This window comes from Catellatospora sp. IY07-71 (genome assembly GCF_018326265.1).
Lineage (GTDB): Bacteria > Actinomycetota > Actinomycetes > Mycobacteriales > Micromonosporaceae > Catellatospora.
Map to the genome: position 1 here is coordinate 8,296,636 of NZ_AP023360.1, position 19,616 is coordinate 8,316,251.

General features: G+C 73.1%; 16 protein-coding genes. 7 read left to right on the forward strand and 9 right to left on the reverse strand.

All coding sequences use genetic code 11. The features are described from left to right. Positions 1-48: 48 nt before the first annotated feature. The 3 genes from CS0771_RS37145 to CS0771_RS37155 all read left to right on the forward strand — a co-directional run bounded on the left by CS0771_RS37145 (position 49) and on the right by CS0771_RS37155 (position 3,360). Complete coding sequence (locus CS0771_RS37145; RefSeq protein ID WP_212845307.1) at positions 49-747, forward strand: ABC transporter ATP-binding protein; 699 nt, start codon at positions 49-51, stop codon at positions 745-747. Next, entirely contained in the window at positions 747-2,393 is a 1,647-nt protein-coding gene (locus tag CS0771_RS37150; RefSeq protein WP_212845308.1) for a DUF6297 family protein, read from the forward strand. Before CS0771_RS37145 ends, CS0771_RS37150 begins: the two co-directional genes overlap by 1 nt. A 76-nt stretch (positions 2,394-2,469) precedes the next feature. Then, positions 2,470-3,360, forward strand: a complete 891-nt coding sequence (locus tag CS0771_RS37155) for a TIGR01777 family oxidoreductase (protein WP_212845309.1) — start codon at positions 2,470-2,472, stop codon at positions 3,358-3,360. Between the two features lie 133 nt (positions 3,361-3,493). On the opposite strand, the gene CS0771_RS37160 is transcribed toward CS0771_RS37155, so the two are convergent. The 4 genes from CS0771_RS37160 to CS0771_RS37175 all read right to left on the reverse strand — a co-directional run bounded on the left by CS0771_RS37160 (position 3,494) and on the right by CS0771_RS37175 (position 7,607). Further along, a complete protein-coding gene (locus CS0771_RS37160; protein ID WP_212845310.1) occupies positions 3,494-4,912 on the reverse strand; it encodes a PHB depolymerase family esterase in 1,419 nt (472 codons plus the stop codon). 147 nt (positions 4,913-5,059) lie between these two features. Continuing rightward, the gene (locus CS0771_RS37165; RefSeq protein WP_212845311.1) at positions 5,060-6,106 is read right to left on the reverse strand and encodes an LLM class flavin-dependent oxidoreductase; all 1,047 of its coding nucleotides are present in this window, start codon (positions 6,104-6,106) and stop codon (positions 5,060-5,062) included. Between the two features lie 94 nt (positions 6,107-6,200). Next, positions 6,201-6,596 carry an SCO5389 family protein gene (locus CS0771_RS37170; RefSeq protein WP_212845312.1) on the reverse strand — a complete coding sequence of 132 codons (396 nt, stop codon included), beginning with the start codon at positions 6,594-6,596 and terminating at the stop codon, positions 6,201-6,203. Between the two features lie 33 nt (positions 6,597-6,629). Next, the gene (locus CS0771_RS37175) at positions 6,630-7,607 is read right to left on the reverse strand and encodes an ATP-binding protein (RefSeq protein ID WP_212845313.1); all 978 of its coding nucleotides are present in this window, start codon (positions 7,605-7,607) and stop codon (positions 6,630-6,632) included. Between the two features lie 326 nt (positions 7,608-7,933). Between CS0771_RS37175 and CS0771_RS37180 the strand changes: the two genes are divergently transcribed. Then, positions 7,934-9,706 carry a DUF2079 domain-containing protein gene (locus CS0771_RS37180; protein WP_212846275.1) on the forward strand — a complete coding sequence of 591 codons (1,773 nt, stop codon included), beginning with the start codon at positions 7,934-7,936 and terminating at the stop codon, positions 9,704-9,706. Positions 9,707-9,754: 48 nt separating this feature from the next. On the opposite strand, the gene CS0771_RS37185 is transcribed toward CS0771_RS37180, so the two are convergent. Both CS0771_RS37185 and CS0771_RS37190 read right to left on the reverse strand, forming a co-directional pair. Beyond that, positions 9,755-11,137, reverse strand: coding sequence for a hypothetical protein (locus CS0771_RS37185; protein WP_212845314.1), 1,383 nt, complete (start codon positions 11,135-11,137; stop codon positions 9,755-9,757). 94 nt (positions 11,138-11,231) lie between these two features. Beyond that, entirely contained in the window at positions 11,232-13,364 is a 2,133-nt protein-coding gene (locus CS0771_RS37190; RefSeq protein ID WP_244871452.1) for an MMPL family transporter, read from the reverse strand. Positions 13,365-13,690: 326 nt separating this feature from the next. Here CS0771_RS37190 and lipB point away from each other — a divergent pair, with 326 nt between their 5' ends. Continuing rightward, complete coding sequence (lipB, locus tag CS0771_RS37195; RefSeq protein ID WP_371821540.1) at positions 13,691-14,353, forward strand: lipoyl(octanoyl) transferase LipB; 663 nt, start codon at positions 13,691-13,693, stop codon at positions 14,351-14,353. 214 nt (positions 14,354-14,567) lie between these two features. Here the strand turns inward: lipB and CS0771_RS37200 are convergent, their stop codons facing one another. The 3 genes from CS0771_RS37200 to aspS form a co-directional block, all read right to left on the reverse strand. Continuing rightward, entirely contained in the window at positions 14,568-16,616 is a 2,049-nt protein-coding gene (locus tag CS0771_RS37200; protein WP_212845316.1) for a M48 family metallopeptidase, read from the reverse strand. 9 nt (positions 16,617-16,625) lie between these two features. Next, a complete protein-coding gene (locus CS0771_RS37205; RefSeq protein ID WP_239125370.1) occupies positions 16,626-17,246 on the reverse strand; it encodes a LemA family protein in 621 nt (206 codons plus the stop codon). A gap of 78 nt (positions 17,247-17,324) precedes the next feature. Beyond that, on the reverse strand, positions 17,325-18,593 hold the full coding sequence (gene aspS, locus CS0771_RS37210) for an aspartate--tRNA(Asn) ligase (RefSeq protein WP_212845317.1): 1,269 nt from the start codon (positions 18,591-18,593) through the stop codon (positions 17,325-17,327). A 303-nt stretch (positions 18,594-18,896) separates the two neighbouring features. On the opposite strand from aspS, the gene CS0771_RS37215 reads away from it, so the two are divergent. Continuing rightward, on the forward strand, positions 18,897-19,196 hold the full coding sequence (locus CS0771_RS37215) for a type II toxin-antitoxin system VapB family antitoxin (RefSeq protein ID WP_212845318.1): 300 nt from the start codon (positions 18,897-18,899) through the stop codon (positions 19,194-19,196). Between the two features lies 1 nt (position 19,197). Then, entirely contained in the window at positions 19,198-19,602 is a 405-nt protein-coding gene (locus CS0771_RS37220) for a PIN domain-containing protein (RefSeq protein ID WP_212845319.1), read from the forward strand. Positions 19,603-19,616 lie beyond the last annotated feature (14 nt).

The following is a 19,616-nucleotide window of genomic DNA, read 5'->3' on the forward strand; positions in this document are numbered from 1 at the left end:
GGTCGGCGGGCGGGCGAGGGCGGTGGCGGGGCTCGTTAGGGTGGGCGGGTGGCGATCGTGGAGGCCAGGGGCGTGTCCGTCGCGTACGGCGAGGTCGCCGTGCTACGCGAGGTGAACCTGACCGTCGGCGCGGGCGAGATCACCGCCGTGGCCGGGGTGAACGGGTGTGGGAAGTCCACCCTGCTGCGCTGCCTGGGCGGCCTGCTCCGGCCCGGCGGCGGCGAGGTGCGGGTGCTGGGCGCCGCGCCGAGCGCCGCCCCGGCCTTCTGGCGCGAGGTCGCCCTGGCCGCCGAGGAGCCCGCCTGGTATCCCGGCCTGACCGTCCGCGAGCACCTGGAACTCGTCCCGCTGACGCACGGCACGAGCACCCCTCCGGTCCTGTCCGTCGCACGGGCGCTGGACGAGTTCGAGCTGGCCGGGCGGGCCGAGGCCACCCCGCTGACGCTCTCCTCCGGCCAGCGGCAGCGGCTCGCGCTGGCGTCGGTGCTCGTCCGCCCCAGCCGCCTGCTGCTGCTCGACGAGCCCGAGCAGAAGCTCGACGCCGCGTTCCGCGTCCGGCTCGCGGCGCTGCTGCGGGCGTACGCCGACGGCGGCGGCACCATCGTGATGGCCACCCACGACGCGGCGCTGGCCGAGGGCACGGGCGCGCGCGTGCTGCCGATGCGCGACGGCCGCCTGCTCGACGGCGACGGCGACGGCGACACGCTCCGCCCCACGTCCGCCCCCGCATCCGCGCCCGCCGCCTGATGGCCGTCCCCACAGCGGGAGCCGTACGGGCCGCCCGCGCCGCGACCCGGGCCCGCCGGGCCCCCGCCGACTGGTACGACCGCTACTTCCGCGTCTTCGGCGTGGCCGTCCTGGTGGTGCTGCTGCTCGGGCCGTTCCACACGGTGCTCACCCGGCTGGCCGAGCCGCTCGCGGCGGCCGATCCGGCAGCCGCCCGCGCCGGGCTGGCCCTGCTGGTGGCGTACTTCGCCGGGCTCGTCGCGCTCGCCTCGCTCGCCGGTCCGGTCGTCCTGTCCCCCGCCGATGCCCGCTGGCTGCTGCTGTCGCCCCTGGACCGGCGTGCGGTGCTCGCCCCCGCCGCCCGGCGCGCGGCGGCCCTCGGCGTCGTCGCCGGCGCGCCCACGGCCGCCGTGGCGGTCCGCCTGCTGGGTATGCCCGACCACGGCCCGCTCCGGCTGGGCGCGACCGTCCTGATCGGCGCGGCGGCCGGGCTGGCCGCAGTCTGCCTCGCCACGCTGGCCCAGCCCTCGGCCCCGGCCACCCGCCGCCTGCGCCGGGTCGCCCTCGCCGTGACCGCCGCAGCCGTGCTCACCGCCGCCGCGCCGCTGCTGCCGCCGCCCGGCTCCATCGTGACTGCCGGCACCCCGTCCACTTCGATCTCGCCGGCCGCCGCCGAACCGGCCGCCGGGGCACCTACCGGTGCCGCGACGCGACGTGTCGTTCAAGCTGCCACCGTCGTCGATGATTCGGCGCCGCGAGCTGGTTCGCTGCCCGCGGTGCCGCTGTCCGGGCTGCTGCCGGCCGCCGGACTGGCCGTGGCGGTGGCGCTGGTGCTGGCGCTGCTGGTGTGGCGGCGGCTCGCGGGCTTCCCGGCCGGGCCGGTGGCAGACGCCGCCGGGCGGGTGGGGGTGGCGACCGAGACCGCCGTCGGGCTGGAGCCGTCGTTCCTGACCCGCGCGGTCGAGCAGGCGTACTGGCGGGGCAGGCGGCTGCGCTCGCGGCGGTGGCCGTCCTGGCCGGGGCCGCTCGCACTGGCCTGGCTCGACTGGCGGGTGCTGGCGCGCCGCCCGCTGCGCCCGCTCGCCCTGGCTGGGGCGACCGCGCTGCCCGCCGTCCTGGTCACGGTGTGGCCCGCGCAGGCGCCGGTGGCCGTGGTCGCCTCATTCGTGCTCGCGCTGGCCGCGGCGAGCGCGGGCTCCGGCGGCGCCCGCCACGACGCGGACAGCCCGGCGCTTTCCCGCCTGTTCGGGGTACGGCAGCCGGCCGCCGACGCGGCCCGCCTGGCGCTGCCGTCCGTGCTGGCCGCGGCCTGGTACGCGGTCGCGCTGGCGTTGCTGGCACGGGCCGGGGCGCTGCCCGCCGGGCCGTGGGCGCTGTTCGGCCCGGCGGCGGCGCCCGTGCTGGCCGTGGCCGCGTCGCGCCTGGCGCGGCGCGGGCACGTCGACCACGCCTCGACCCCCGTGGTCATGCCGATGACCGGCTCGCACATCCCCACCGGCTGGTTCATCTGGGGCCTGACCGGTCTCGACATGGCGGTGCTCGGCTGCCTGCCGCTGCTGTGGGCGCTCGCCGCCCGGCCTGCCGACCCGTACCCGATGCTGCTCGTCCAGGTGATCGTCAGCGGGGCCGTCGTCGCCGTACACCTGCTGCGCCGCCGGACTCGGTGACCGCCGCCCGGCCGCGGAGCGTCCTCCGGCGGTGTCGGCACGCCGGGGCGGGCTCCTTTTCGGGCATGATTGTCGTATGCGGATCGTGGTGGCGGGAGCCTCGGGCTTCCTGGGGCAGCCCCTGCTGTCGACCCTTCGGTCGGCCGGGCACGAGGTCATCCAGCTGGTGCGCCGCCCGGCCGCCGACCCTTCGGAGCGGCAGTGGGATCCGGCCGAGCCGATCCGGCTCCCTGACGGCACCGATGCGGTGGTCAACCTGTGCGGGGTGGGCGTGAGCGACCGGCGCTGGACCGACGAGTACCAGGCGCTGATCCTGTCCAGCCGGGTCGTGCCGACCGCGACGCTGGCCCGCGCCGTCGCCGCGCAGCGCGTCCCGGTCCTGGTCAACGCGTCCGGAGTGGGCTTCTACGGGGAGACCGGTGACCGCGAGGTGACCGAGCTGTCCCCGCCCGGCGACGACTTCCTGGCCGGGGTCTCCATCCACTGGGAGGAGGCGACCGCGCCCGCGGTGACCGCCGGGGCTCGCGTGGTGCTGCTGCGCACCGGCTACCCCCTGCACCGCGAAGGCGGCTTCCTCAAGGCACAGCTGGTGCCCTTCAAGATGGGCCTCGGCGGGCGGCTGGGCAACGGCCGCCAGTGGGTCCCCTGGATCTCCCTCTACGACTGGCTGGGCGCCGCCCGGTTCGTCCTGGACGACGACCGCATCGAGGGTCCGGTCAACATGGTCGGCCCCGCACCCGTCACCAACGCCCAGTTCACCCGCGCCTTCGGCGCCGAACTGCACCGCCCCACCGTGATGCCCATCCCCAAGGCGGCCCTGAAGATCCTCTACGGCGAGTTCGGCAACGAGGCCTACCGCAGCCTCCGCGTCATGCCCGGCGCCCTCACCGCCGCCGGCTTCCCCTACCGCCACCGCACCGTCAGCCAGGCCCTCCACGCCGCCCTCACCGACCCCGTCCCCGCCTGACCCACCCCGCTGCCGCGCCCTCTCCACCGCGTCGATCTTGCGTGAACTGTGGGTGCGACACGCCCTTTCCGGGCATATCCCTAACAGTTCGTGCAAGATCGACGCAGCAGTGGAGCCATGGACCGAGGGCCGGTCAGCACTGGCCGTCGGCGATGACCCAGTAGTCGGGGCCGGTCTGCTTCAGGGTGTGGGTGTAGAAGGTGTTGTAGAGGCCCATGTTCTGGTTGGAGCCGTCGGCGTAGGCGTAGCCGAGGGAGTGGTGGGCGCGGCCTGCGGCGACGTGGGCGTAGTTGCTGGCGGTGTAGCAGACGGGTGGGGTGGTGCCGCCGGTGGTGGTGGCGGAGACGGGGGCGGACTGGGCACTCTCGCCGGAGGTGCTCACGGCGGTGACGGTGAAGGTGTACGCGGTGCCCGCGCTCAGCCCCGTCGCCGTGTACGCCGTGCCGGTGACCGGGGACGACGTCACCTTCGTGCCGCCGCGGTAGACGTGGTAGCCGGTGGCGCCGGACACCGCCGTCCAGGACAGGGCGACGCTGGTGTCGGTGACGCCGATGACGGTCAGGCCGGTGGGCGCGCCGGGCGGGGTGGGCGTGGTGCCGCCGCCGTCCAGCCCGAAGAACAGGGCGTCGCGGTACGCCGAGCAGATGGTGTCCAGGAAGTACGACGCGGCCGTGCCGCACTGGTCCACGCCGCTGCCGGGGTCGACGGGGGTGCCGTGCCCCATGCCGGCGACCTTGTAGAGCCGCACCGCGTCGGACGCGTACGTCTCCAGCGTGGTGTTGCCGGGCAGGCTGCTCGTGCTCGCCGGGGTCTGCGACGCGCCGCGCACGTTGGTCCACTGCGTCATCAGCTCGGTGCCGTTGGCGGGCACCACGGTCGTGTCGGACTGCCCCTGCCAGATCGCCACCCGCGGCCACGGGCCGGCGTACCCGGGATTGGCGTTGCGGACGAGGTCGCCCCACTGCTGCGGGGTCTTGCTCACCGCCTGGCCCTGGCAAATCGTGCCGCAGTTGTACGGGATGCCCGCGACGACCGAGCCCGCCTTGAACACGTCCGGGTACGCGGCGAGCATCACCGCGCTCATCGCGCCGCCCGCGGACAGGCCGGACACGTACACCCGGCTCGCGTCGGTGCCGTAGTTGGTCTTGGCGTAGTCGACCATCTGCTTGACCGACAGGGCCTCGCCCTGCCCCCGCGCGATGTCCCCCGCCTGGAACCAGTTGAAGCAGCTCAGCGAGTTGTTGCCGGACTTCTGCTCGGCCACGATGAGCGCGAAGCCCCACAGGTCGGCGTACTTGCGCCAGCCGGAGTTGGTGAAATAGGCGTTCGCGTTCTGGGTGCAGCCGTGCAGCAGCACCACGGCCGGGCGGCCACCGGCCAGGCCGTCGGGCCGGTAGCTGTACATGCTGAGGTTGCCGGGGTTGCTGCCGAACGAGCTGACCTGCGTCAGCGTGGCGGCGTGCGCCGGCGTGGCGACCACGGCCACCCCGGCGAGTCCGATGAGGAGGGCGAGCACCCCGCGGAGCAGCCGCGGGGCGGAGGGAACGGGCATGGCGGGCTCCTAGACAGTGATCCATGTCACTCAGCTGTGGAGCCGCACGCTATGCCCTCGCGCAACACCCCCGACATATCCCCGCAACACACATTCCCCCTCCCCCATGTGTCTACGAACGGAAGTCCTGAAAGGAAGGGCACCTTCTTAACGCTTTCCGTAGTAGAAGGTCCCCTTCTTAACGCCGCCGCCCGGCGGATCGGCGGCGCCGGGGACGAGGTACGGAGTGGGCCAAGCCGTCGGTAGCGCGGCGAGGGTGGTGATGAGGTCGGTGGTGGCCTCGGTGGAGCCGGCGGCTTCGACCATGCACAGGTGGCGCGACACCCCTGTCACGGCGGTGGAGTGCGCCAGGGCGGCGGCGACCTCGTCGGGCGGGCCTACCGGCTGGATCCGGAGCAGGTGTTCGACGTGGGCGTCGAGGTCACGGCCGGGCGGGGCACCGGAGACGGGCACGGCGGCGCGGATGCCCGCGAGCCAGCGCGGCAGGTGCTCGCGCAGTTCACGCTCGCCGGTGGCGCGGTCGGCGCACGGGTACGCCAGCCGGACCCGCGCGTGGTCCGCGCCCACCGGGTCGTGCCCGTGCGCGGTGGCGGCGAGCGCCCACCGGTCCACCAGCGCGGCCGTCTCGGCGTCGTCGGCGTGTACGCCCAGCAGCAGCGGCAGCCCGTGCCGCCCCGCCAGCTCGGCGGTGTCCCCCGAGGTGACCGCCACCCGCACCGGCACCGGCCGGTCCGGCCGCGGCACGACGGCCAGCGGCCCGAACCGGTGGAACTCGCCCTCGGCGGCCACCGCCGCCGCACCCGACAGCCAGCGCAACAGCAGCTCCAGCGACTCGGCGAAGCCGCGCCGGTAGTGCTCCACGCCCCGCCCGAGGATCGCGACCTCCTGCCACGGCCCGCCCCGGGCGACGCCGAGCTGAAACCGGTCCCCGGCCAGCGCGTGCAGCAGCGCCGCCTCCTCCCCAAGCGCGACCGGGTGCCGCGAGCCGAGCACGCACGCGGCCGTGCCGACGGTGATGCGCCTGGTCCCGGCCAGGATGTGCCCGGCGAGCACGGTCGCCGACGGGCACTGGCCGTACCCGACGAAGTGGTGCTCGGCGAGCCACACCCCGCCCATCCCGGCCCGCTCCGCCGCCACCGCGTGTGCGAGCGCCGCGGCCGGGCCATAGGCACTGGTCAGGAAAACGTCCAGCAAGGTCACTCCTTCCACAGCGCAGTTCAGCGCAGTGCGTTAAGAAGGGCACCTTCCTATACGCAAAGCGATAAGAAGGTGCCCTTCCTTTCCTCGTTCAGCAGTCGCGGAGTTCGGGTGACTGGTTGCGGAGCTGGGCCACCGGGGAGATGAACTCCTGGTAGGCGTCCCCGCCGACGGCGCTCAGCGCGAACGCGGCGACGCGGTGGCAGTTCTGGAACGCGAGCTTGATGCCGAAGTGGCGCTCCAGCCCGCCCCGGATCGCGTCGCTGGCCAGCGCGCGCAGCAGCTCACCGCGCTGGGCCTCGCTCGGCGGCGGGCTGGCGTGCTCGCCGAACTCGGCGCCGGGCGCGTCGGCCAGCCGCCCGGCGGCGGCGCTGACCACCTCCCACGCGTACGGCAGCGACGTGCGTACGCAGTCGACGAACTCGGCGTCGTCGACCTGCCCGGCCTCGGCGCGCTCCAGCAGCGCCACGGGTACGTCGAGTGACATGTGCTCTCCTCTCCTCGGGACGGCCGGCGGCCGTCAGCGGTGTCCTGCCGGCTCGAGCCGCTGCGGCCCGAGCACGAAATCGGGGTCGACCTGGGCGGCGAGGTCCTCGCCGCTGCGGGCGTTGCCCCACGCCTGCGCGTTGCGCAGGTGGAACTCCACGGCCTGCGCGGTGTAGCGCGGCCAGTCCTTGTCGCAGCCGTCCACGGTCGCCCGGATCAGGTCGAGCGCGGCCCGGTTGGGCGCCTCCAGCTCGCTGATCGGGCGCGGGGCACCGCGCTCGGCGGCGCGTACGAAGCCGGAGCGGCCGACCCAGGTGAGCAGGTCGTCGCCGACGTGCTCGCGCAGGAACGCCACGTCCGACGCGTCGTCGATCTTGTTACCGATCACGTGCACGCGCACCCCGAAGTCGCGGGCGTAGCCGATGTACTGCCGGTACACCCCCACGCTGCGCAGCGTCGGCTCGCACACCAGGAACGTGGCGTCGAACCGGGTGAACAGGCCGGAGGCGAAGCTGTCCGCGCCCGCGGTCATGTCCACCACGACGTACTCCCCCGGCCCGTCGACCAGGTGGTTGAGCAGCAGCTCGACCGCGCCGACCTTGGAGTGGTAGCAGGCCACGCCCAGGTCCTCGGTGGCGAACGGGCCGGTCACCGCGAGGCGCACCCCGCCGACGCGGCGGACCAGGCGGTCGTAGATCGGGTTGGTCTCGCCCACCCGCAGCAGGCGCGAGCCGCGCCCCGGCGGGGTCGTCTTGACCATCGTGGCGGCGGAGGCGATGCGCGGGTTGTCGCCGCGCAGGTACTCCTTGATCTCCGTCAGGTGGTCGCCCAGCGACGGGAGCAGGACCGCCTCGTCCTCGCTGATGCCGAGCGCCGCCGCCAGGTGCTGGTTGATATCCGCGTCCACGGCCAGCAGCGCCCCGGGCGGCGTCGCCGCCGCCAGGTGCCGGGCCACGAGCGCCGCAAGGGTGGTCTTACCGCTGCCGCCCTTGCCGACGAATGCCATCTTCATACTGCTATTGATAGTCATTTTCAATAGGCGGGTCAATCACTGTGCGTATCTCGCGCGTGTCGCCGGGTCACCTCCCCCCGCCCACTGTCGCGCGAGGATGGGATGATCAGCATCTTGTGTCGAAAACTGTCGCCTGACGCAACATTTGGGCACAGACTGGCGATCTTCGTGCATGGCTGCGCCACGGAAGGCGCGCCGAGTGCGCTGATAAACTGCGCCGAGTGTCGATCGCCTCGCCCGCCAGCCCGCTGAGCCCGCCCGCCGACCTCGCGCAGGCGCCCGGCCCCGACGGCGCGGAGGCCGCCGCGCGCACCCGCGGCCGCCGGATCGATCTGCTGGTCGCGGCCATCTCACTGCTCGGCGCGGTATGGGTCACCGGTGCGCTCTGGTCCGACCCGCTGCACCGCGCGAGCGGCGTCAACTCCGGCGACCAGGCGTTCTTCGAGTGGCTGCTGTCCTACGGGGCATACGCGCTCACCAACGGCGCGGACCCCCTCTTCACCCACCTGCTCAACGTGCCCGACGGGGTGAACCTCGCGGTCAACACCTCGGTGTCGGTGTACGCGTTCCTGTTCGCGCCGCTGACCATCCTGGCCGGCCCGGCGATCACGTTCGTGGTGATCCTCACCCTGAACCTCGCCGCGACCGCGTACGCCTGGTACTGGCTGTTCCAGCGCCACCTCGGCGCGAACCGGCTCGGCGCGGCGCTGGGCGGCCTGTTCTGCGGCTTCGCCCCGGCGATGATCTCCCACGCGAACGCGCACCTGAACTGGACGGCGCAGTGGGTCGTGCCGCTGATCATCGCCCGCTGCCTGCTGCTGGTCCGCCGCGACAAGCCGGTCCGCGACGGCGCGCTGCTGGGGCTGCTCATCGCCGTCTGCTTCTCGCTCGCGGGCGAGGCGCTGTTCTTCACGGCGCTCGCGCTCGGCGTGTTCACGCTGGTCTGGGCGCTGGCCCGGCGCGCCGAGGCGACGGCGCTGCTGCGCCGGGTGCTGATCGGGCTGGGCAGCGGCGCGGTCGTGGCGGGCACGCTGCTCGCGTACCCCCTGTATCTGCACTTCGCAGGCCCGCAGCGGTACCACGGCACCGGCTTCGACCCGAAGGTGCACAACGAGGACCTGGCCGCCTTCGCCGCCTGGCCGGAGCGCTCGCTGGCCGGCGCGCTCGGCCTCAACACCGACCTGGCCGCCAACCCGACCGAGGAGAACTCGTTCTTCGGCGCGCCGCTGCTGCTGCTCGTGATCGTCGGCAGCGTGCTGCTGTGGCGCCGAGCCGCCCGGCCGCAGCGGGTCGACCTGGCCGCCGTGGCCGTCACCGCGGGCGTGTTCGCGCTGCTCTCGCTCGGCCCCGAGCTGCGCTGGCTGGGCCGCCTCACCGGGGTGTGGATGCCCGAGGCGCTGATCGGCGGGCTGCCGGTGTTCAACGCCGCGCTGCCGTCCCGCCTCGCGCTGATCGTCGCGCCCGCGTTCGGCCTCGTCGTGGCCTGGCTCGCCACCGCGCTGACCTCCCGCGACGAAGACCAGGGCCTGGGGGTACGGGTGCCCGGACCGCGCGCCGCGTGGGCCGCCGCGTTCGCTCTCGCCCTGCTGCCGCTGGTCCCCACCCCGCTGCTGGCCCGCGACCGGGCTCCCGTGCCGGAGTTCTTCACCACCGGTCAGTGGCGCGAGTACGTCGCCGACGGCGGCACCGTCGTGCCCGTGCCGATCACCAACGACCTGCTGCCGGACGGGCAGCGCTGGCAGGCCGCCGCGCTCGCCGACGCGGCCGGTCCGGGCGACAGCGTGTTCCGGCTGCCCGCGGGCTTCTTCCTCGGCCCCGGCGGCCCGAACGGCACCGGCCGCATCGGCCCGATCCCCCGCCCCACGCAGACCCTGCTGGAGACGATCGCGAAGACCGGCGTGGTGCCCCCGCTCACGGACGCGGACCGCACCGCGCTGCGCGACGACCTGCGCTACTGGAACGCGAGCATCGTGGTGCTCGCCGACGACGTGCACGGCGCCCACTGGCCGACGTACCAGCCCGCCCTGAAGCAGGCCATGACCGAGCTCCTCGGCGAGCCGAAGCGCGTCTCCGACATCTGGCTCTGGCAGGTCCACTGACCCCGGCCGGTTGGCGCGGAGCAGGACCTGCTCGCCGCGAGCGGCTGCCTACCAGCGCCAGGCGGCGCGGGTCAGGCGGGGGGCGAGGTGATCGCGCCAGGCCGCGGCGAGCTGGGCGGCGATGCGCCGGAGCAGCGGAGTGCCGAGCCAGGCCAGGACCGCCGCGCTGTAGGCGACGCTGATCCATTGGGTCGCGGTCAGATGCGCGAACTGCCAGGACACCAGGGGATACCAGAGCGAGCTGTACTCGGGTGAGTACCAGCAGAGCGCCTCGACGGACTGCGGGGTGTTGAAGCAGGCCGTGGGCCACAGCTCGTGCCAGAACAGGCTGTTCAGGCCGATCCATACCGACAGCAGCAGCACCGCCAGCGTGAGCAGGTTCGCGCCGAGCCCGGCCTGCCGGTGGCCCAGGCGCAGGGCGAGCACCAGGGCGGCGGGCAGGATGCCGGCCAGGAAGAAGCGCGGCCCCCAGGACATGCCCGCGTACCAGGCCCACCAGGGGGCGTACACGACGACCAGCCCGCCGATGAAGAGCAGCCACAGCCGGTGGATGCGGGCCAGGTCGATGCCGGCCGGGCCGTCGAGGTCGGCCAGCGCGCGCCGCATCGGCAGGAACATGCCGGGCAGGTACCAGACGATGCCCCGGCCGAACGCGAACAGGATGGCCAGCACCCCGAAGAAGAACGGGTACGAGAAGCCGGGGCGGCCCGAGAACGGCATGACGTCCTTCGAGCCGCGGTCGCCTACGTAGCCGCCCTTGCGGGCCAGGATCTCCAGCAGGATCAGCGCCGCCGCGACCGCCACCGGCACCAGCAGGCGCAGCCGCCGGTGCCGCCAGGTCTCGGCGAGGCCGACCACGCCGAAGCCGACCACGGTGGCGGGCGTGTTGACCACGCCGACCACGGCCGCGGCCCAGCCCCAGCCGCGCCGCCGCCCGCGCACGACGACGACGATGCCGACCATCACGCCCATCATGGTGAACGTCTCGCTGCCGTAGTGGCCGACGTCCGGCGGCAGCATGCTCGCCGCGACGGTGATCAGCATGAACCGCCGGATCAGCGCGCCGGGCACCAGCCCGCGCAGCAGCAGCCAGAGCGCGGCCAGGCCGATCGTGAAGACGACCAGGTTGAAGTACTTGATGCCCGCCTCGGGGGTGGCCACGGCCTTGCCGAGCAGCCACAGCGGCGTGGAGAACAGCGGGCCCATGATGGAGTACTCGCTGTTGTTGAGCCGCCCGTCGGTGAGCAGGACGCTGATGCTGTTGAGCCGGTCCACCCCGTCGGCGACGACCGCGACCTGCTGGCCCCAGACCAGGCGGGCCAGGCCCGCGACGATGAGCAGCGTCTCGACGACGGCGGTCCAGTGCGGACGGCGCGGCGCGGCGGGTGCCTCGGACGCGGTGGCGGCGGGTTCCAGGGTGGTCTGCGACACGGCGTCACCATACGCAACCCGGCCACGACGTTAGGAAGGGCACCTTCTACATCGCAAAGCGATAAGAAGGCGCCCTTCCTTCCCCACCCCGGGATTATTCGGCGGGACGCCGCCAGAGCTTGCCCGGCCACCAGACGAAGCGGCCGATGTCGACGGTGAGGGCGGGGACCAGCAGCGAGCGCACCAGCAGGGTGTCCAGCAGCACGCCGAACGCCACCGCGAACGCGATCTCCACCACGAAGACCAGCGGGAGCACGGCCAGCGCCGCGAACGTCGCCGCCAGCACCACGCCGGCCGAGGTGATCACGCCGCCGGTGACCGCGAGTCCCTTGAGCGTGCCGGGCTTGTGGCCGATCTTGCCGGCCTCCTCGCGGACCCGCGTCATCAGGAAGATGTTGTAGTCCACGCCCAGCGCCACCAGGAACACGAACGCGAACAGCGGGTAGGACGAGTCGGCGCCCGGGAAGCCCAGCACGTCGGTGAAGACGAGGCCGGAGATGCCCAGCGTGGCCAGGTAGGACAGCACCACCGTGGCGATGAGCAGCAGCGGCGCGATGAGCGAGCGCAGCAGCACCATCAGGATCAGGAAGATGACGCCCAGCACCAGCGGGATGATCACGTTACGGTCGCGCTGCGAGGTGTGCTGCACGTCGTAGTTGATCGCGGAGAAGCCGCCGACCTTCGCCTCCGCGCCGTCGATGGCGTGCACGGCGGCGCGCAGCCGCTCGACCGTCTCCAGCGCGGCCGGGGAGTCGGCCGCGTCGCTCAGCGTCGCGTCGATCCGGACCAGTCCGTCGACCACCTTCGGCTCGGCCGGCGGCGGCACCAGCGGCGTGCCCGGCTGCCCCTCGGCACCGGTCTGGCCCTGGCCGCCCGGCACGGTCTCCCCCGTGGGGCCGCCCTCGGTGCCGGTCTGGCCCTCACCCGTGGGCGGGACGATCGGCATGGCCGGCATACCCGTGAACGGGGCCGCCTCGGCGACGCCGGCGGTCTGCCGTACGGCCAGCAGCACCTGGTCCAGCTTCTCGGCCCGGGTGACGATCTCGGCGGGGTTGCCGCTGCCGCCCGGGAAGTGCGCCGTGGTCAGCTCCTGCGCGGCCACCGAGTCGGGGTTGCCGATGAAGCCCTCGGACTGCGGGATGCCGTCGGCGTCCAGGCGGGTCAGCCCGGCGACGCCGGCCAGCAGCAGCACCGCGGTGCCGATCCAGACCAGCCGGGCGCGGCGGCCCACCAGCGCGGACACCTTCGCCCAGATGCCGGTCTCCTCGACCGGCGCGGAGCCGTGCTTCGGGCGCACCGGCCAGAACGCCGCGCGGCCGAGCAGCGCGAGCACCGCCGGGAGCAGGGTCAGCGACACGGCGAGGCTGCTGGCGATGCCGATCGCGCCGACCGGGCCGAGGCCCTTGTTCGAGGCGAGGTCGGACACCAGCAGGCAGAGCAGGCCGAGGATGACGGTCGCGCCGCTGGCGAGGATCGGCTCGAACGAGGCGCGCAGCGCGACCCGCATCGCGTCGTACTTGCTCACGGTGCGGCGCAGCTCCTCGCGGAAGCGGGACACCAGCAGCATCGCGTAGTCGGTGGCGGCGCCGAGCACCAGCACGTCGAGGATGGCCTGGCTCTGGCCGGAGACCGTGATTACCTCCTCCTTGGCCAGCAGGTAGACCACGCCGTTGGCCAGCGTGAACGCCATGCCCGCGCCGAACAGCACGACCAGCGGCAGCAGCGGGCTGCGGTACACGATCAGCAGGATGATCAGGATGATGCCTACGGTGACGCCGAGCAGCAGGCCGTCGATGGAGCCGAAGACCTCCATCATGTCGGTGAGGATGCCGCCCAGGCCGCCGACGTGCGCGTTCAGGCCGTCGGGCAGGCCCACGTGGTCGCGGATCCACTGCACGTCGGCCATGTTCTTCTGCGCGTCGGTCTCCGTGAACAGCACGGTGACCTGGGCCGCCTTGCCGTCGGTGGAGAAGCGCGGGTAGAGCGGCACGTCCGCGAGGCGGTCGCCCAGCTCGGCCTTGACGGCGGCGAGCTGCTCGGTGATGGCGGTCTTGTCGGCCTCGGTCAGGCCGGTGTCACGGCCGTAGACGAGCTGCGCGGGGACCACGTCCAAGCCCGCGAACTTCTTGCTCTGCTCCAGCACGAGCGTCGCCTCGGCGGTCTCCGGCAGGAACGAGGCGTTGTCGTTCTTCTGCACCTCGGCCGTCTTGGCCGCGAACCCGCCCATGCCGCCGCTGATCAGCAGCCACACCACCAGGCCGAGGGCCGGCAGCAGCCAGCGCCAGCGCTTCGGCCGGGGCCGGGCGGCCACCCCGGCATCCTGCTCCGGCTCTGCCTGGAGCTGCTCCTTCTTCTCCCGCGTCGCCGTCATCGCGCGCTGGTCCTTCCGTACGCAAGGCAAGCTGACACAGCGTGCCAGTATTTGTGAAAGCTTTCACAAGCACGCCGCTTGCGCACACCATACTGGTCGCGAGCTGGTCACGCATTCACGGGTGCGGGTGACGCCGCGCACCTTTCCTGGCCAGGCACGCGCGCACGAGTAGCCTGACGAACGTGACCAGCATCGTCTCGCCGGCGCTCGTGATCCGACGCGCCGGCACCGTCGAGTATCTGACCGCCTGGAACGAGCAGCGCCGCCTGCACGCGGGCGTCGTCGAGGGCACCGAACCGGACACCGTGCTGCTGCTGGAGCACCCGAGCGTGTACACCGCGGGCAAGCTCACCGAGCCCTGGGAGCGGCCGTTCGACGGCACCCCGGTCGTGGACGTGGACCGCGGCGGGAAGATCACCTGGCACGGCCCCGGGCAGCTCGTCGGCTACCCGATCGTCAAGCTGCCGGTGGTGCGCGGCGGGCTCGCCGACGTGGTCGCGCACGTGCGGCGTACCGAGCAGATGCTCATCGACGTCTGCGCCGAGCTGGGCGTGGCCACCACCCGGATCAAGGGCAACAACCGCTCCGGCGTGTGGGTGCGCGAGGACGAGCGCGGTCCCGACCGCAAGATCGCCGCGATCGGCATCCGGGTGGCCCGCAACGTCTCGCTGCACGGCTTCGCGCTGAACTGCGACCCCGACATGAGCCGCTTCGCCAACATCGTGCCCTGCGGCATCACCGACGCCTCGGTGACCTCCCTCAGCGCCGAACTGGGCCGCGACGTCACCGTCGCCGAGATCCTCCCCATCGTCGAACGCCACCTCCCCACCCTCCTCGCCCCCTAAAGCAAAGGAAGGGCACCTTCTTAACGCTATCCGTAGAGGAAGGTGCCCTTCTTAACCCTGGTGCGGTGGGGTGGGCCGGGGTTCCCCGGCGTTGATCGTGATCTCGTGTCACGATCTGCGGTCTGGCACAGCATTTCGACACGAAACGCCGATCATGGCCACCGCCGCCCCCGGAACGGGCGCCGCCCCCGGAAGACGGCCGATACGCCGGCGCTCAGGCGGTCAACGGCGGGAGCGGGCAGTGCAGCATCCCGCAGACGGTGCGGGTGAGCTCCTGCTCGGCGACGGTCATCGTGCCGTCGTCGGCGATCACCGCGACCACCGCCTCGATCAGGCGAGCCTTGTCACGGGGATCGAGGCCGTCGAGCATCGGCCAGGCGCCGTCCAGGGCGAGCACGCCGTGCTGCGGCGCGGTCATGGGCAGGTCCTGGCCGGGCAGGATCACGGACAGCCCGGCCCGGTACGCGCGCTCGGCCGACGCCTCGTCGGGGTGACCGGCGCGGGCCAGCACCGCGAGCAGCGCGGCGATCGCGTTGCGGGCCTGCGGGAGGCTGCGCGAGCGCACCGGCCAGGGCGGGGTGTCGTACGTCGCCTCGTACAGCTCGCGGTGCAGCAGCCGGGACAGCGCGTATTCGAACACGCTGATCCGCCCGTCGGCGCGGGCCAGCACGTCGATCGTGGCGATGACGTCCTGCCGCCGCGCGATCGGGTGGGTACGCAGCGCGGGGAAGCACAGCTGGGCCAGCGGCAGGCGCAGCAGCGGGTGCAGCCCGGCCAGCCGCCCGGCCTCGTCCAGCGCGTCGGCGACGGCGCCCGCGCCGTGCCGCTCACCCAGCACGGCCAGCTGCGCCTCGCGGACGTCCGCGTGCTCCGACAGCAGCAGCGCGAACAGCAGGCCGGGGGCTGTGTCGCCGCGCCGGGCGCGGGCGAGCAGCTCCGGCGGCAGGTGGTTGAGCAGCGAACCGGCCCGGTGGTAGGCGGGCTGCCCCGGCGCGCCGACCGTCGCGACGACCGCGTCGGGGCGTACCGGATGGCGGGTGTCCACGCCCGGCAGCGGGCCGCGGGCCACGGGCTGCGTGCCGCCCGCGTCCGCCGCGGCCCCGGCCGCCGGACCGGCGACCGCACCCGCACCGCCGGGCCATTCCCCGGACGAGCCTGTCGCCGGGCCGAGGGCCGGACCCGTCACCGCGGATCGGGTGGCACCCGCTCCCGGTGCCAGGCCCATGGCCGCGTCCTCGGCCATGCCCGACGGCGGGGCGGCCTGCCAGCGCTGCGCGAGTGCGTCCAGCTCGGCCGGGTCGAAGCCCGGCTCCAGCGCCTGGATGCGCTTGACCAGCGGCGGGTGCGTGGCGAACAGCGAGTGCGCCCGCGCCTCGCCGAACATCAGGTGCCCGACCTCGTCGAGCTTCGGCGTACGCAGCCGCGACCCCGTCTCCAGCCCGCCGATCTTCTTCAGCGCGCCGGCCAGGCCGGAGGTCTGCCGCGTGAACTGCACCGCCGAGGCGTCGGCCAGGTACTCCCGCTGCCGCGACACCGACGCCTGGATGAGCCGCCCCGCGAACACGCCCACCGACCCGGCCACCACCAGCGCGATGCCGATCAGCGGCAGCGGGTTGCTGCCCTGGTCGCGCCGGTCCCGCCCGCCGCCGAACGCCCCCGCGTAGAGGAACGTTCGCCCCATGACGGCCAGGAACAGGATGCCGAACAGCAGCCCGATGAGCCGGATGTTGATCCGCATGTCGCCGTTGAGCACGTGGCTGAACTCGTGCGCGATCACGCCCTGCAGCTCGTCGCGGTTGAGCCGGTCCAGCGCGCCCCGGGTGACCGCGATCGCCGCGTCGGCCGGGGACCAGCCCGCCGCGAACGCGTTGATGCCCTGCTCGTCCTCCAGCACGTACACCTCGGGCACCGGCACGCCGGAGGCCAGCGCGACCTCCTCCACCACGTTGCGCAGGCGGCGCAGCCGCAGGTCGCTGGTGTCCTCGGGCACCAGCACGCCGCCCAGGTCCCGGGCCACCTTGCCGCCCCCGGCCCGCAGCCCGATGGTGCGGAACAGCGACGCGAGCAGGATCGAGCCGGCCGTGAGCAGCGACGTCCACACCATCAGCCAGGCCAGCTCGCCCGCCGGAGCCTCGAACGCGCCCAGCGCCCACGCCACGGCGAGGTTCACCACGATCACGATCGCGACGACGGCCAGCGCGTACAGCACGATCAGGCGGAACGACATCCGCTTGACCTGGCGCTGGCGCTCGAAGAAGTCCATCGCCGCGGGTCAGAACTGCACGCGCGGCGCCTCGCGCTTGCCCGGGTCGTCGATCTCCAGCAGCGCCGCCTTGTGGAACCCGAACGGCCCGGCCAGCAGGCTGCCGGGGAAGGTCTCGCGCTTGTTGTTGTACTGCATGACCGCGTCGTTGTAGCCCTGGCGGGCGAACGCGACCCGGTTCTCGGTGGAGGTCAGCTCCTCGGACAGCTGCATCATGTTCTGGCTGGCCTTGAGGTCCGGGTATGCCTCGGATACCGCGAACAGGCGGCCCAGCGCCTGGGTGAGCCCGTTCTCGGCGCCGGCCAGCCCCTGCATCGCGGCCGGGTCGCCGGGGTTGCGTGCCGCGTTGGCCTGGGCGGTCATCGCGGCGGTGCGGGCCGCGGTGACCGCCTCCAGCGTCTCGCGCTCGTGGCTCATGTAGCCCTTGGCGGTCTCGACCAGGTTGGGAATCAGGTCGTGCCGCCGGGTCAGCTGCACGTCGATCTGCGCGAAGGCGTTCTGGTACGCGTTGCGCGCGCGGACCAGCCCGTTGTAGAGCGACGCCACCCAGGCCACGATCACCACCGCGATCACGACCAGGCAGAGCGCTCCGATGAGGAACTCCATGCCCTCACCGTGCCACCAGATCATCCGACCTGCCTGGCAATCGGGCGTATGAGCGGCCAAGATACGCCCAGATGCCAGGCAAGTCGGGTGATCATCCGCCGATCAGGGCGTCACGCGGTGGAGGTCGCGGGGGTATGCGGTGACCTCGCGGATGTTCTGGGCGCCGGTGATGCGGGCGACGAAGCGCTCCAGGCCGATCGCGAACCCGCCGTGCGGTGGCATGCCGTGCTTGAACGCCTGCAGGTAGGGCTCGTACGGCTCCGCGCTCTCCCCGCGCGCGGCCAGCGCCGCCAGGTAGTCGCTGTACCGGTGCAGGCGCTGGCCGCCGGTGACCAGCTCCAGGCCCCGGAACAGCAGGTCGAAGCTGTTCGACCAGCGCGGGTCGCCCGGCTGCGGGTGGGTGTAGAACGGCCGCTTGGCCATCGGGTAGCCGGTGACGAACACGAACTCGCTGCCGTGCTCGCGTACGGCCCACTCGCCGATGGCGCGCTCGTGCGCGGGCGCCAGGTCGGGCTCGTCCGCGGGCGCACCGGCGATCTTCAGCGCCTCGCTGAAGTGCAGCGCAGGGATCTCGGCGGGCACCTCGGGCAGGGTGAGGCCCTCGGCCAGCGGCGCGACCCGGGCCACCATCGCCGCGACGGTCTCCCGCAGCACCGCCATCACGTCCCGGTGGTCGGTGACGAAGCCCAGCTCCGCGTCCAGCGAGGTGTACTGGGCGAGGTGACGGGTGGTGTCGCTGGGCTCGGCCCGGAACACCGGCCCGACCTCGTACACCCGCTCGAACACCCCGACCATCTGCTGCTTGTAGAACTGCGGCGACTGGGCCAGGTAGGCGGGGCGGCCGAAGTAGTCGAGCGCGAACACGTTCGCCCCGGACTCGGTCGCCGTCGCGACGATCTTCGGGGTATGGATCTCGGTGAACCCGAGCGCGTCCAGGCCCTCGCGGAACCCGGCCGCCGCGGCGGCGCTGATGCGCAGCGCGCGGGCCCGGGACGGGTGGCGCAGCGACAGCGGGGCGTGGTCCAGCTGGGTGGGCAGGGTCGGCGACAGCACCGGCCGGTACAGGTCGAACGGCGTGGGCTCGGCGGGCTCGCCGAGCAGGCGTACCACCGGCTCGGTCAGCTCCACCCCGCCCGGGGCGGCCGGGTTCGCGGTCACCGTGCCCTCGACGGCGACGACGGTCTCCTCCGGCAGCGTCTCCAGCCAGGCGCGCTGCTCGGGCTCGGCGACGACGGTCTGGCTCAGGCCGGACGCGTCACGCACGATCAGGAAGGCGACCTGCTTGAGCAGGCGGCGGCGATGGATCCAGCCGGCGATGGTGATCCGGGCGCCCGCGTGGCGGGGCAGTTCGCTGGAAAGGATGCGTTGCATGGTGGTTTACCTCCGGTTTCGGTCCGCAACGCCGTCCCCAAAGGGGTGTGGGCGGTTTGGGAACCCGCGGTACCACCACACCTTCGCCCCGACCGCACGCTGCGGTCCGGGCCTCGGCAGCCGGTGAACGGAGCCACACGGGCGGCTGAGCCGGCCCGACCCGGGCGTCACTCCGGTGATTCGCCCCGTCACTGCTGTTGAGCGGAACCTACCGAGCCGGTCGCGACGTCCGCAAGACGATTAGTTGTATGCGCGGAAGCGACGTCATATGCTCGGACTGAAACACATATACGGAGGCACGCGATGGCCAACACTCTCATCGATCTCGACGACGAGGCGCTGGAGCAGGCGCGCCGCTACTACGGCACCACCACGAAGAAGGACACCGTGAACCGGGCGCTCCAGGACGCCGCCGCGCGGCTGCGGGAGCGGCGCAACGCCTTCGGCGACCATCTCGAGCAGGCGTTCGCCGACTACACCGCGATGTCCCTCGCCGAGCAGCAGGAATACGCCGCGCACCTGGAGACGACGCAGGAGCTGCTGGAGGAGACGCCGCGGCTCGACGTCGCCTGGGAGCGCCGCCGCCGCGAGTGGGCCGCCTGACGTGCGCTACCTGCTCGACACCAGCGCCTACTTCCAGGGCCGGCTGAACGCCGAGGCCATGCTGCGGCTCAAGGAGCTGTCCGCGGACGAGCGGCTCACGATCTGCATGCCGGCGATGCTGGAGATGCTGGTGGCCGCCCGTAACAGCCGCGACTGGCTGCAGACCCGAAACGCGCTGGCCCTGCTCCCCCGGGTGGAGCTGAGCGATCCGCTGGCCGCCGTCGACCTGCACGGCGCGCTCGCGCAGCGCGGCCAGCACCGGACTCCACCGGTGGACGTGATCGTCGCCGCCACGGCCGCCGAGCACGGGCTCACCGTGCTGCACCACGACCGGGACTTCGAGCGGCTTACCGCGGTGAGCGGTGGCGCCCACGAGTGGATCATCCCGGCGGGCACGGGGCACTGAGACGTCCGTTACCC

Bases quoted from the DNA above. Each gene is read 5' to 3' on its own strand.
- CS0771_RS37150 (WP_212845308.1), top strand. From the start codon at position 747: ATGGCCGTCCCCACAGCGGGAGCCGTACGGGCCGCCCGCGCCGCGACC.
- CS0771_RS37155 (WP_212845309.1), top strand. From the start codon at position 2,470: ATGCGGATCGTGGTGGCGGGAGCCTCGGGCTTCCTGGGGCAGCCCCTG.
- CS0771_RS37160 (WP_212845310.1), bottom strand. From the start codon at position 4,912: ATGCCCGTTCCCTCCGCCCCGCGGCTGCTCCGCGGGGTGCTCGCCCTC.
- CS0771_RS37170 (WP_212845312.1), bottom strand. From the start codon at position 6,596: ATGTCACTCGACGTACCCGTGGCGCTGCTGGAGCGCGCCGAGGCCGGG.
- CS0771_RS37175 (WP_212845313.1), bottom strand. From the start codon at position 7,607: ATGAAGATGGCATTCGTCGGCAAGGGCGGCAGCGGTAAGACCACCCTT.
- CS0771_RS37190 (WP_244871452.1), bottom strand. From the start codon at position 13,364: ATGGGCGGGTTCGCGGCCAAGACGGCCGAGGTGCAGAAGAACGACAAC.
- CS0771_RS37200 (WP_212845316.1), bottom strand. From the start codon at position 16,616: ATGGACTTCTTCGAGCGCCAGCGCCAGGTCAAGCGGATGTCGTTCCGC.
- CS0771_RS37205 (WP_239125370.1), bottom strand. From the start codon at position 17,246: ATGATCTGGTGGCACGGTGAGGGCATGGAGTTCCTCATCGGAGCGCTC.
- aspS (WP_212845317.1), bottom strand. From the start codon at position 18,593: ATGCAACGCATCCTTTCCAGCGAACTGCCCCGCCACGCGGGCGCCCGG.
- CS0771_RS37215 (WP_212845318.1), top strand. From the start codon at position 18,897: ATGGCCAACACTCTCATCGATCTCGACGACGAGGCGCTGGAGCAGGCG.